This window comes from Rubrobacter calidifluminis, from assembly GCF_028617075.1.
Lineage (GTDB): Bacteria > Actinomycetota > Rubrobacteria > Rubrobacterales > Rubrobacteraceae > Rubrobacter_E > Rubrobacter_E calidifluminis.
Map to the genome: position 1 here is coordinate 1 of NZ_JAQKGV010000025.1, position 12,391 is coordinate 12,391.

Below are 12,391 nucleotides of genomic sequence, written 5' to 3' on the forward strand. Positions count from 1 at the left end.
TCCATCAGAGCGTCTTCGATCTCTCGCACTCGGCTCCAGTCGAATACCCTTGCGGCGTTGGAACGAAACTTAACCGCGAGCTCTTCGTCCGAGAGCGGGTTCTCGGGCCCTCCCCGGTTGTGCCGGATGCGCACGATTCGGTTGCCACCGTCGGAGAGCCTGACCCGGAGCACGGCCGGGAACTGGCGGGGGGAGATTCCGGTACGCTCTGCAACGTGCTGTCAGTCGGCGTGTACGGCGTGGATGTATTCCAGGAGCTCGTCCACGGAGACGACGTCGCCGTACTTGGCGTCAATGTCGTAGAGATTGGTCTCGTGGGCTTCAGGGTTACGGTCGCCGACAGCCTCGCGCGGGACGACGGGGCGGAAGCCGTGCTGCAGGGCGTCGACGGCGGTGGCCCGCACGCAGCCCGAGGTCGAGGCTCCCGTGATGATGAGAGTGTCCACGCCAGCGGCGGTGAGCAGGGCCCCAAGCGGCGTTCCGAAGAAAGCGGAGGCGAAGAGCTTGTTGAGGACGGGTTCGGAGGCGTGCGGCGCTATTCGCGGGTCGATCCCGGCCCATCGGCTTCCGGCCTCCAGCGTGAGCAGCGCGGGCACCTTGTCTATGAACGCGGCGGCGGTGAGCCTGTCGGACTCCCGGTAGGCGATGGTGGTGAAGACCACGGGAATCCGCGCCGAGCGGGCGGCTTGGAGCAGCTCCCGGATCTCCCCGACCGGCCCTTCGAGGTCGCAGGCGAGCGGCGACTCGGGGTCGGTGAAGCCGAGGTTCATGTCGATGACGATGAGGGCGGGGCGGCGGCCGAAGCCGCCGCGTCCGCCGAAGCCTTCTATGTGCATCCACTCACCCCCTGCCGTTCGCCCGCGCCGTGCCGAGCTCGTGCGAGAGCCACTCGTTGAATTTGCGGCGGGTCTCGGCGATGATCCTGCGCTGCTCCGCAAGCGGCGGCAGGTCGCCGTGGTCGAAGGCGGGCGGCTCGGGGCGGGATGCCCGGATCTCCTCGCGCCTCGACTGCGTCGCCGCGGCGTCCACCGAGCCATCCTCCCCCAGGACGACGCCGTACTCGCTCTCGGCGGCCTCGCGGCTGACGAGGCCCCAACGCACGTCCTTGGCGACGGCCTCCGGGTCGCGCTCCAGCGGGTCGCCGACGCCCCCGGCCCCGGCGGTCTCGAAGACGAGCCGGTCGCCCTCGAAGACGGGGACGTCGCTCACCTTGGAGGGGAGTTCGACCGACGCGCCGTCCTTGCGGATGAGGGTCTTCTTCGAGGGCGAGCCGGGCTTGCCGCCGGCGACGCCGTAGGGGTAGGTGTGGGCGCGGTCGTCCTGGTAGGTGATGCGCCCGTCGGAGAGGAAGCGGTAGACCTTCCGTATGCCGCAGCCGCCGCGGAACTGGCCCGCGCCGCAGGAGTCGCGGCGGGCTGTGTACTCCTCCACGATCATGGGGTAGTACGTCTCCATGTACTCGGCGGGGACCGCGAGGAACTCCGGCCACCAGGAGTGCCCGTCGAGGCCGTCCTTGCCCGGGATCGCCGGGATGCCGCCGTAGAGGATCTCCATCGTCTGGAACGGCTCGCCGTCCGGTTTGACGCCGGAGTAGACGAAGTTGGGGCTCGTACCGTAGGAGCCCGAGACGTTGAAGCCGATCGCCTTGGCGTAGACCGCGCCCAAGACGTCGAAGAGGCGCGCCATGACGACCAGGCGGTTGGAGAGGGGCGCGGGGTCCTTCGGGCGCAGCACGGAGCCCTCGGGGATGTGGACCTTTATGACGTCCGAGTAGCCGTCGTTGAAGAGGATCGTGGGGTCGACGGCGGAGATCAGGAAGACCCCCGCGAACATCTGGAACATCCGGTGGTTGAGGAGGAAGTTGACGGGGCCGGGGACCTGGGCGTCGGTGCCGGTCCAGTCGAGGTGCAGCGTGTCGCCCTCGCGCCACATGGCGAGCTTGAGCTTTATGGGGCCGTTGCCGAGCCCGTCGTCGTCGGTGTAGTCCTCGAACTCGAAGCGCTCACCCTCCGGGATGAGCTGGCGCATGAGGTTTATGATGCTGGTGCGCGTCCGGTTCAAGAGGGCGTCGCAGGCCTCGAGGTAGGTCTCTTTGCCGAAGCGGTCGCAGATGTCCTTCACCCTTTGCGCGCCCGCCGCCGTGCCCGCGGCTATCGCCATGATGTCTGCCCGCGTCTCGCGCGGGGTGCGCGAGTTGTGGCAGAAGAAGCGCAGGACCTCCTCGTTCAGTTTGCCGCCGTCGTAGAGCTTGACGGGCGGCATGCGCACGCCCTCCTCGTAGATCGAGCGGGCATCGATGGGGATGGAGCCTGCGGTCTTGCCGCCGACGTCCATCAGGTTGCCCCACTGCAGGGCGTACCCGACGTGGTCGCCCTCGTAGAAGATCGGACGCACCAGCAGGATGTCCGGGAGGTGCGAGGTAGAGCCCTCCATCATGTACGGGTCGTTCGTTGCGATGACGTCGCCATCCTTGAGATCTTTGACCTTGTAGGGCGAGTTCTCGAGGACGGTATCCACCGGGCTTCCGAACTGGCCGACGACCATGCGCCCCTGGCGGTCGGCGATCAGGGGGAACTCGTCGGCCTGCTCGCGGATGATGGGGCTGACCGCCGTGGTGACGAGCACCCGGTCCATCTCGTGGCGGATGTTCTTGAGGGCGTTCTCGATGATGTCGAGGGTGACGTTGTCTATGGCGTGCTCCCGGACGAAGTCCGGCAGGCCCTGCTCTCTCTCGTTCAGCACCATTCTCAGGCCTCCTCGATCCGGATGTTCCCGAAGCGGTCCACCGCGCCGCGGTAGCCGGGCTCTATGACGGTCGTGGTGTCGTCCTGCACCACTACGGCAGGTCCCTCGACGGAGTGGTTGGGCCGGAGACTGGACCGTTTGTAGATCGGGGTCTCGACCCACTCCCCGCCGAAGTACACCTTCTCCGTGCGAAGCATGGCTTCGGAGGCGTCGGGTCCGGCGCCGTCCTCGCTTGCCACGAGGCTCACGCCCCTTATGGTGCCGCGCCCCACGACGCGCACGGTGGCGATCTCGAGCGGCGAGTCCGGAAGCTCGAAGTTGTAGCGCTGGCGGTGCGCCTCCTCGAAGCGCTCACGCAGGAAGGTCGAGTCCTCGCCGGAGAGCTCGTCCAGCTCGAAGCGGCAGGGGATCTGGATGTTCTGCAGGTAATAGCGGCAGTCGGCGTACAGGTCGAAGCGCTTCTCGTCTTCCTCCACACCTTCGCCGTCGAGCCACTCGTTTGCTTGGGCGATGAGACGCTCGACCGTCGTCTTGAGCTCTGAGGCCGGCGTCTCCTCGGCGATGCGCAGGTAGGTCTCGGGGAACTCGTTCTGGATGTCCGAGGAGAGGAAGCCGAAGGCGCTCATCACGCCCGGGGTCGGCGGCACTATAACGGAGCGCGAGCGGATGAGCCGCCCGAGGGCGTTGGCGTGCATCGGCCCGGCGCCGCCGAAGGCCACGAGGCCGAACTCCCTCGGGTCGTGGCCGCGCTCGACGCTCACGACCCTGAGAGCGGCGTGCATGTTCTCGTTGACGATCTCCAGGATCGCCTCCGCGGCCTCCTCAATGCCCATCCCGAGCCGCTCGGCGACCTTCGCGACGGCCCTCCGGGCGGCCTCCTCGTCCATCTGCAGCGTGCCGCCCAGAGCCACACCGGGCGGGATGCGGTGCAGGACCACGTTCGCGTCGGTGACGGTCGGCTCCTCGCCGCCGCGCCCGTAGGCGGCGGGACCGGGGTCGGCCCCCGCGCTCGCCGGACCGACCTGCAGGGCGCCGCTCGCGGAGACGAAGGCGATCGAGCCACCACCGGCGCCGACGCTGTGCACGTCGACCGCCGGGCTCTTGAACTGGAAGTAGCCGAGCTGGATGTCGCGGCGCACCGGCGTCTCCCCGTTCAGGCACAACGAGACGTCCGTGGAAGTCCCGCCCATGTCGAAGGTGAGGATGTTCTTCACCTTGATCTCGCGCGCCAGATAGGCCGCCCCCGTCACGCCCCCGGACGGCCCCGAGAGCGCGATCTGTATGGGCCTCTCGGCGACGGCCTGTGTGCTCATCGCCCCGCCGTCGGAGCGGACGATGGAGAGGGCGCCACCGAAGCCCTTCTCGCGGACGCTCTTCTCGAAGTTCTTCATGTAGAGCATCGTGCGCGGCTGGACTGCCGTGTTCACCACGGTGGTGAGCGTCCGCTCGTACTCTCCGTACTCCTGCCCGATGTCCGAGGAGATGGAGACCGAGAGATCCGGGTAGAGCTCGCGCACGATCTCGCGAGTGCGCCGCTCGTGCGCCGGGTTCACGTAGGAGTTGAGGAAGCCGATGGCGAGCGACTCCACACCCCGCTCCACGAGGCTCTTCACCGCCTCGCGCACCTCCTCCTCATCAAGCGGCACCAGGACGCCTCCGTCCGGTCCGATGCGCTCGTTGATGCCCACGGTGTCGGTCGGGTCGGCCGGCGGGTCGGGCTTGACGAGGGACATCCAACCGTAGAGCGGGCCCGGCGTCCAGGCACGGGCGAGGAGGAGGATCTGCTCGTGGCCCTTCGTCGTCAGCAGCCCCACGCGCGAGCCGGTGTTCGTGAGGATCATGTTCGTCACCACGGTCGTGCCATGGAAGAGGAGGTTGAGGTCCTCGAAGGAGACCTCGAGCTTCTTGCAGACCGATTCGATTCCTTCCACCACGCCCCTCGATGGATCATCGGGGGTCGAGAGGACCTTGCCTTCGATGAGCCTTCCGCTTCTTTCTTCGAAGAGCAGCACGTCCGTGAACGTGCCACCGACGTCGACCGCAACGTTGTACCCCATCAGAACATTCCTCCTTACGCCATTGACAATCGCCGGCGGCTAACCTGATACTGGCTCGAATACCCCAGCTTTGTATACCTGTCCCGGAAGCTCCTTGCCGAGATGGCTGGCGAGCCACTCCGCGCAATCGATTAGAGCCTCCAGGTCGATGCCGGTCTCGTATCCCATTCCCCGCAGGAGGTAAACGAGATCTTCTGTGGCTATGTTGCCAGTCGAACGCGGCGCAAAGGGACAGCCGCCCGCACCTCCCACTGAGGCGTCGAGCACAGATGCCCCCGCCTCTATCGCGGCGACCGCGTTGGCGAAGCCGGTGTTGCGGGTGTTGTGGAAATGGCAGCCTGCCGTGATACCTAGCTTGTGTACCCCCTCGACGAGCTCTCCAACCTGGCTGGGCACCCCCACACCCACGGTGTCGGCGAGTACGATCTCGTCCGGTCTCGCGGCACCTACGCGTTCGGCGATCTCCAGCACCGTCTTTGGCTCCACACGCCCCTCGAACGGGCAACCAAAAGCCACGGCGAGGGTCACCGAGATCCTCACCCCATCCGAGTGTGCCCGTCTGACGAGCCTGGTGGCCACTTCCGTTGCCTCTTCCACGCCCATGTTCTGGTTCCGCCGCGCGAACGTCTCGGTCACCGGAAATGCGTAGCGCACTTCGTCCACGCCCGAGCTCGTGGCCCTTTCGTATCCTCTTTCGTTGAGGGCCATACCGGCATAACGTGTGTCTGGTCTGCGATTTATCTTCCCCATGACCTCTTCGGCTCCAGCCATCTGGGGTACCCGCTTCGGGTTCACGAAGCTGGCGGCCTCGATTCGTGAAACACCCGCAGCCGCGAGCCTGTCGCACAGCTCGGCGCGGACCTCGGGTGGAAGCGTCTTCTCTTCGTTCTGCAGTCCGTCGCGGGGACCGACGTCCACTATCTCGACGCGCATCAGACGACCCCCCTTCCCTGCATGGCGGCGAGCTCGTCGTCACCGAGCTTCAGCAGGCCGCGGTAGACCTCTTCGTTGTGTTGTCCCAGGGCCGGGCCGGTCCAACGGACCTCGCCGGGGGTCCCAGTGAGGCGCGGCACCACGTTCTGCATGGGGAAGGGGCCTATCTCTGGATCTTCGACCGTGACTATGTTTCCCCGGGCGGCGTAGTGCTCATCCTCGACCATGTCTTTGGCCGTGTACACTTTACCTGCTGGAACACCTGCCTCACCCATGACCCTCAACACCTCATCGCCGGTCCGCTGCTTCGTCCACTCCGAGATCAGGGCGTCTAGCTCCTCCATGTTCTCACCGCGGGCGTGGTGGGTGGCGAACCTCGGATCCTCGGCCCACTCGGGATGCCCCACGGCTTTCGCGAGCCTCCGGAACACGGTGTCGGCGTTGCCGGCGATGAGAACGTAGTCCTCGTCGCGGGTGGGGTAGATGTTGGAGGGCGCCACGAACGGCAGCACGGTCCCGGTGCGCCTCCGCACGTGTCCGGTGAGGACGTACTCGGGGATCGTGCTCTCCATCAGCGCCAGCACGGCCTCGTAGATCCCGACGTCCACGACCTGTCCCCGACCGCCCCGGGCATCCCTGTGGTAGAGGGCGGTCAGCGCCCCGAGAGCCCCGAAGGTCGCCGCGAGCGAGTCCCCCAGAGAGATCCCCACCCGCGGCGGCGGAAGATCCGGGAAACCGGTTACGTGCCGGATGCCGCCCATCGCCTCGCCGATCGCGCCGAAACCCGCACGCTCCCTGTAGGGCCCGGTCTGCCCGTAGCCCGAGACCCGCACCATGACGAGGCCGGGGTTGATCTCTTTGAGAGCATCGTACCCGAGTCCCCAGCGCTCCATCGTGCCGGGGCGGAAGTTCTCGACGAGTACGTCGGCCTCGGCTATGAGCCTGCGCGCGAGCTCCTGCCCCTCTTCTTCCCTCAGGTTGAGCGTCACGCTCTTCTTGTTGCGGGCGATGATAGGCCACCACAGCGTGCGCCCCTCCTTGCGGTGCCGGCCCCACTCGCGCATCGGATCCCCCTTGCCAGGGGGCTCTACCTTGATCACCTCCGCCCCGAAGTCCCCCAACAGCTGCCCACAAAACGGCCCGGCGAGCAGGCTCCCCATCTCGATGACCCGAACTCCATCTAGTGGTTTGTTCGATCCCCCAGGTTCGTTCATTCGCTTCCTCCAGATCTCCCGAACTCGCCGAATCTCTCTCAGCTCAAAACCCCCACCTCACGGCCAGGATCCCCTCTCAGCGGTTTCCCTGCTTCTCCTCCACTCGACACGACAATGGTTGCCAAACGCAATTGTATACAAAATAGCGTCTGTGCGGCTATTGTGTCAAGGGTTCCTAGTGAAATCCACCGGAAAATTCTTTTTCTAGAGGGGATTTGAGCATGGCTCGAGAAAGAGCTGAGTCGCACAGGCCGTTTTTGTATACAAATCAGGGTTTGAGGCCGTTGCTTCCTTGAGCGACGCCCTCTTCTTTGAGTGCTTTGATTACGAAATCGCGTCCTTCGTAGATATGTTCGCGCATGATTATCTCTGCGCGTTCTCCGTCTCGTGATTCCAGGGCCCTGAGAATCTGGCGGTGGTAGTGGTTGGAGATTACACGCTCGTGTGGCGTGTACCAGAAGAAAGCCTTGAACACCAGCGGCAGTTCTACGGTACGCTGGACCAGGCGCTTGAGCCTTCGGTTGCGACTGGCTTCAACGACTGCCCCGTGGAACTCGTTGTTGAGCGCCACCAGCCGGCGTATCTCTTCCTCGTGATCGTGCGCTCCTCTGATCGCCAGGTCTTCCATCTTCGCAGCCAGATCGCGCATGAGGTTCAGATCGCTTTCCTCCATGCGTTCCGCTGCCCTTCGGGCGGCGTAGCCTTCGAGCACCGCCCGCAGATCGTAGATGTCCCACACTTCTTCGACGCTGAAAGAACAGACCATTGCACCACGATTGGGGATTATTTCCACCAGTCCCTCGGCTTCCAGCATCGTGAGTGCCTGTCTCACGGGAGTCCGGCTCACCCCAAGCCTCTCCGCCAACTGCTCTTCGATCAAACGTTCGTTGGGTGCATATTCGCCCGTGAGGATCAGGTGCCGCAGTTTTTCCAGCACACCGTTGCTAGAACCGTGTTTTTTCATGTGGCTTCCGGTTCTCCATCCAGCAGCGACAGAGATCTCCGTCTCCACCGCGTTGGGCTCCGAATGCCCGTTTTCGATCCTGTCAGGATGCCGATCTCGACCAAGGCTGCCGGCGGGTGTTCTCTGCGTCCATCTCCCTCTAAACTACCTCATACCGTGTCCCGTAACCAGGTTGGATGTCTTCTTTTCGGTCGGCACCGGTCCTTTCCCAAGGGTAGGGCGATCGTGCTGAACGGGCGGTATTCACTGGAACATTCCCGAAGGAGACGGATGCGGGAGCATCTGTCTTCCCAAAGAGCGGTGGGCAGGAGTGGAAGCCTCAACTCCCTCCGCCGCCCGAGATGAGCCGGAGGCCCGGACCGTCCTTCGCAGACCCACCTCCTTGTTCGGCGGAAGCCAGACCAAAGGAGAAGCGCTCTCCTCTCCCCAGGGCGTATTCTTCTCCTCCCCTCTCGATTATCCGGAGCAGCGTCCTCACCACGACCCCATCCAGCTCCCCGCCGCACGCGCCGATGAGCTCTTTTCTGGCTCCCTCCAGCATCAAACCGTCGTCCTCGCCGCGTCTCCGACCGAGAACCGTGGAGGCATAACGCGAAGCCGCGGCGAGTATCTTCGCCTCAAGAGGGATCCACTCCCCCCTGAGCCCATCCGGGTATCCCTTCCCATCGATCCTCTCGTGGTGCCACCTGACCCACCTGGCAGCTTCCTGGTAGCCGGGGATGGAGCCGAGGATCTCTTCTGCATGGGTGGGGTGCTCTGCGAGGCGTGCCCTCTCCTCGGGAGTGAGCTTTTCGGGGTCTGCGAGCAGTACCTCATCAGGCAGGCTGACCTTGCCGACGTCCTGCAGCAGGGCGGCGAGCTTTATCTTCTTCACCTTCTCTTCTTCGAGGCGAAACTCGCGGGCAAGATCCTCTGCATAGACGGCCGAAGCGGCGGCGATGAGGTGGGTGAGGCCATCCCTGCTCCCTATCTTCTCGACCATCTTCGCTGCGAAGACTATGCCGGATGTCTGTAGACCGTCCCTTTCTTCCCGGAGTGCCTGGATTTCCCTTTGCAGGGTTTCTGCCTTATCCTTCTGGTCCCTGATGAACCGTACCATCCCCAGCGCGAACGCCGCGCCGCTGAAGAGGGCAATGGCGGCGACGGGTCCGAGCCAGACGGTCGCGTAGGAGGTGAGGAGGGCAGTGGCGAGGAGCGCCGCCTGCGAGGGGGTGTCCGGGGCCAGAATCTCTCGCATCCACTCCTCGAGCGGGGTTCCGTATTTGATCCTCAACAGCGCGTAGCCGCTCAGAGACTCGACGACGTACATCGCCGCGCTGGCCCCGAGCAATCCCACCACGTAGGTCGTTCCGAACTCCAGGGGGCTCAGGAGCAGCGGCCCTGCAGCCGCTTCGAGGACCAGAGAGGCGGCGAGCACCTGCAGCGCGTAGCTCGCCGACTGAAAGATCGTCCTCTGCCGGTCCCGGTAGACGGCGCCGGGAACGGCGGCCATGAACCCGCTCAGAGGACCACCGAGTACCAGGGCCATGAGTATCGCGAGATCCGAAACTTCGAACTCGACCTTGCCGAGCCTGGTCCCCACCGGGAAATACCTGGCACAGAGGACCAAAAGAGCAAACAGAAGCCCGATGAGCGGCGAGATCCAGCCGAAGCGAAGCCCTATGGCGTACTGGAAGATCAACGCCGCCCCAAGCGCCATTCCGGCCAGCCCGTATATATACCGGTTCACCAGCCGGACACGCTCCGTATTGACGGACACCCTCACACACCCCGGACGAAGCATGAAACTATCATGGCCCGAGATAATAAAGCAACAGCCGTCTCAAGTCCAGGTGTGGTGGCAAAAACTACCGGATATTGTGTTTTGTCTTACCAGTACTTGTGGCCGAGCTGTATCTTGCTCACCTGCATACCTCCTGGATCTAGCGTGTTCCGTTCATGATCGCGGGTTCCTCTACCAGTACTTGTGGCCGAGCTCTATCTTCTGCACTCCGCTCACCTCCTTCTCTCGTCCGGCCTACGAGGGTGGTCCTTGAATAGCGCTGGGCGGCTCTGCGGCCAGCACCGACCCTCCCCCTCGCGCCATGTTTGCAATCTTTCTTACCACTCTTGATGCAGTTTAAAAGATGCGGCAGTCCAGATGAATGGGTCGGGTGGTGGGTTTTCGGGGTGTAAAGAGGTTTTCCGGTGGAACAACCTTAAGGAGTGATGTTTGGTTTCCGATAAGGACGGTCAGAGGGTGATGGATGGCGGGAGAGGGGCGGGGTATTGGAGGCGTCCGGATCTGGAGAAAAGGGGCGTGAGTTCCCGTATGATCAGAGCGTTTCTGTTCGGGGTGGTGCAGTTGCTTTTGTTCGCGGTACTCACCAGGGCGGATGGAGGTGGTTTTTCGGACGATTTCTCCCGGCTGAACGGTGACTTCTGGGATGTATCTTCTCACGCGCTCGGGCGGGGGCGGTTGGAGCCTTCCAACGTCGGGGTGGAGGACGGCGACCTCGTGATCACGATCCCGGCGCGCACCTTGAACGGGGGTGAGATCGCCACGAAGGGGTTCTACGGATACGGCACTTACTCGGCCAGGATCAGGGTTCCCGAGGCGCCGGGCTCTATCACGGGGTTCTTCCTGTACAAGAGCCCCGACTATCAGAGCGAGATAGACGTCGAGATCTACAACGACCATTCGCGGCGCATCCTGTTCACGACCTACGCCGGTGGGTCTCAGACCAACACGCGGGAGGTACGCCTGCCGTTCGACCCGACCAGAGGATTTCACGAGTACTCTTTTCGTTACGCTCCCGATTCGGTTGGCTTCTGCGTCGACGGGGAGCCGCTGCAGCGGTTCGGTGAGGGGCTGCCCGGGAACCCGATGCACCTGATGATCAACGCCTGGTTCCCCACATGGCTCAGAGGGAGGCCGCCGCGGCACGACGCCAGGCTATATGTGGACTACATTTCTTATGATCCCGGGAGATAGGCCGACCTCGCCATACCGGCGCTAGAATGTACGGGTTCGATGAAGATTCTCGTTGCAGAAGACGATCCTGTATCCCGCACCATCCTCGTGCGGGCCGTCGAAAAACTCGGCCATGAGTGCGTCGCTGCATCGGACGGGGAGGAAGCGTGGGAGAAGTACCGCAAAACCCCCGATCTGGACGTGATCATAAGCGACTGGATGATGCCGGGCATGGACGGTGCGGAGCTCTGCCGCAGGGTGAGGGACGACGGACGGGAGGATTACGTGCACTTCATCTTCCTCACCGCGCTCTCGGACCGGGAGCACCTGCTGGAGGGGCTCGAGGCCGGGGCCGACGATTATCTCACCAAACCGCTCGACAGGGCCGAACTGCAGGTGCGCCTGAAATCTGCAGCGCGGATCAGGGAGCTCTATCGCAACCTGGAGCAGAAAAACGCCGAGCTCGAGCAGCTCAAGGACGAGTTCTTCAGGCAGGCGCGTCGCGATTCCCTCACCGGGCTCGGCAACCGGCGGCGGCTCGAGGAGGACCTCGAATTGCTCCAGGGTCAGGCGGAGCGTTACGGGTACAGCTACTGCGTCGCGCTTTGCGACGTGGACTTCTTCAAGTCCTACAATGACCACTATGGACACCCGCGCGGGGACCGGGTGCTCAAGACCGTGGCCCGGGTTCTCCGGGAGAGTTGCCGGAGGGGTGACGCGGTATACCGCTACGGCGGGGAGGAGTTTCTCGTGGTCCTCCCCGGCCAGAGCCTGAAATCCGCGGCCCTGGCCGCAGAGCGGATGCGTGCTGCGGTCGAGGGCCTGGCCATCCCGCACGAGGCGAGGGAGGCTCCCAGGGTGGTGACGATCAGCGCCGGGGTGGCCCCGCTGCCGGTGGGGCGCCGGGCTGACGTCGAAGAGGTGCTCGGCGCGGCGGATTCGGCCCTCTATGCGGCCAAGCGTTCCGGGAGGAACCGCGTCTGCGTCCACGGGCGGGGGAGGGATGCATAAGCCATGCGAGGTTATCTCCCGGCCGCCCGCTCATTCCGCTGCAGCACGGTGCGCACTCTCGCCGCCAGCTCGTCCGGTGAGAACGGCTTGGTGACGTAGTCGTCCAGCCCCGCCTCGAGGCCATCTACCACGTCTCTCTCCGAACCACGTGAGGTGAGCATGATCACGGGCAGCGAAGAGATCCTTCTATCCGGGTTTGCGCGCAGGGTGCGGATGAGGCTCATGCCGTCCACCCGGGGCATCAGGCTGTCCAGTACGAGAAGGTCTGGAACCTCACCGTTCTCGATGTGATCCAGGACTTCGCGGCCGTCTTCGGCTTCCGAGACCTCATAGCCCAGCCCCGAGAGCTTGACGGCTACGATGCGCCGGACGATCCTGTCGTCGTCTGCGACGAGTATCTTCGCCTGCCGGTTCAGGGTGCGTCCCTCCCCTCGAGATCACACACGCTCGACCAACGATGATCTTACTAGCCTCACGCTCCGTCTTTCAATACGGTACTACAGTGCTCCGGTAT

The 12,391-nt window shown here is 64.2% G+C and carries 10 protein-coding genes and 1 pseudogene; 2 read left to right on the forward strand and 9 right to left on the reverse strand.

The window, feature by feature from the left end; all coding sequences use genetic code 11:
- From PJB24_RS14760 to PJB24_RS14795, 8 genes and pseudogenes are all read right to left on the reverse strand, one after another.
- A pseudogene (locus PJB24_RS14760) lies at positions 1–197 on the reverse strand (MmgE/PrpD family protein); the annotation flags it as partial.
- Between the two features lie 24 nt (positions 198–221).
- Positions 222–836: an isochorismatase family protein gene (locus PJB24_RS14765; protein WP_273847212.1), complete on the reverse strand. Its 615-nt coding sequence runs from the start codon at positions 834–836 to the stop codon at positions 222–224.
- 4 nt (positions 837–840) lie between these two features.
- The gene (locus PJB24_RS14770) at positions 841–2,742 is read right to left on the reverse strand and encodes a hydantoinase B/oxoprolinase family protein (protein WP_420541964.1); all 1,902 of its coding nucleotides are present in this window, start codon (positions 2,740–2,742) and stop codon (positions 841–843) included.
- A 5-nt stretch (positions 2,743–2,747) separates the two neighbouring features.
- Positions 2,748–4,802 carry a hydantoinase/oxoprolinase family protein gene (locus PJB24_RS14775; RefSeq protein WP_273847216.1) on the reverse strand — a complete coding sequence of 685 codons (2,055 nt, stop codon included), beginning with the start codon at positions 4,800–4,802 and terminating at the stop codon, positions 2,748–2,750.
- 39 nt (positions 4,803–4,841) lie between these two features.
- Positions 4,842–5,735, reverse strand: coding sequence for a hydroxymethylglutaryl-CoA lyase (locus PJB24_RS14780; protein WP_273847219.1), 894 nt, complete (start codon positions 5,733–5,735; stop codon positions 4,842–4,844).
- Positions 5,735–6,949 carry a CaiB/BaiF CoA transferase family protein gene (locus PJB24_RS14785; protein ID WP_273847222.1) on the reverse strand — a complete coding sequence of 405 codons (1,215 nt, stop codon included), beginning with the start codon at positions 6,947–6,949 and terminating at the stop codon, positions 5,735–5,737. The genes PJB24_RS14780 and PJB24_RS14785 overlap by 1 nt, the downstream gene beginning before the upstream one ends.
- Before the next feature lie 268 nt (positions 6,950–7,217).
- Positions 7,218–7,961: a GntR family transcriptional regulator gene (locus PJB24_RS14790; protein ID WP_273847224.1), complete on the reverse strand. Its 744-nt coding sequence runs from the start codon at positions 7,959–7,961 to the stop codon at positions 7,218–7,220.
- A 271-nt stretch (positions 7,962–8,232) separates the two neighbouring features.
- Entirely contained in the window at positions 8,233–9,642 is a 1,410-nt protein-coding gene (locus PJB24_RS14795; RefSeq protein WP_273847226.1) for an HD-GYP domain-containing protein, read from the reverse strand.
- 582 nt (positions 9,643–10,224) lie between these two features.
- Here PJB24_RS14795 and PJB24_RS14800 point away from each other — a divergent pair.
- Together PJB24_RS14800 and PJB24_RS14805 are read left to right on the forward strand one after the other, a co-directional pair.
- Positions 10,225–10,887, forward strand: coding sequence for a family 16 glycosylhydrolase (locus PJB24_RS14800; RefSeq protein WP_273847228.1), 663 nt, complete (start codon positions 10,225–10,227; stop codon positions 10,885–10,887).
- A 39-nt stretch (positions 10,888–10,926) separates the two neighbouring features.
- Entirely contained in the window at positions 10,927–11,877 is a 951-nt protein-coding gene (locus PJB24_RS14805) for a GGDEF domain-containing response regulator (protein ID WP_273847230.1), read from the forward strand.
- Between the two features lie 11 nt (positions 11,878–11,888).
- Here PJB24_RS14805 and PJB24_RS14810 read toward each other — a convergent pair whose 3' ends face one another.
- Positions 11,889–12,293 carry a response regulator transcription factor gene (locus tag PJB24_RS14810; RefSeq protein ID WP_337959027.1) on the reverse strand — a complete coding sequence of 135 codons (405 nt, stop codon included), beginning with the start codon at positions 12,291–12,293 and terminating at the stop codon, positions 11,889–11,891.
- Positions 12,294–12,391: the final 98 nt, after the last annotated feature.

Coding starts and splice junctions, on each gene's coding strand:
- PJB24_RS14765 (WP_273847212.1), bottom strand. CDS start 836: ATGCACATAGAAGGCTTCGGCGGACGCGGCGGCTTCGGCCGCCGCCCC.
- PJB24_RS14775 (WP_273847216.1), bottom strand. CDS start 4,802: ATGGGGTACAACGTTGCGGTCGACGTCGGTGGCACGTTCACGGACGTG.
- PJB24_RS14780 (WP_273847219.1), bottom strand. CDS start 5,735: ATGCGCGTCGAGATAGTGGACGTCGGTCCCCGCGACGGACTGCAGAAC.
- PJB24_RS14785 (WP_273847222.1), bottom strand. CDS start 6,949: ATGAACGAACCTGGGGGATCGAACAAACCACTAGATGGAGTTCGGGTC.
- PJB24_RS14800 (WP_273847228.1), top strand. CDS start 10,225: ATGATCAGAGCGTTTCTGTTCGGGGTGGTGCAGTTGCTTTTGTTCGCG.
- PJB24_RS14805 (WP_273847230.1), top strand. CDS start 10,927: ATGAAGATTCTCGTTGCAGAAGACGATCCTGTATCCCGCACCATCCTC.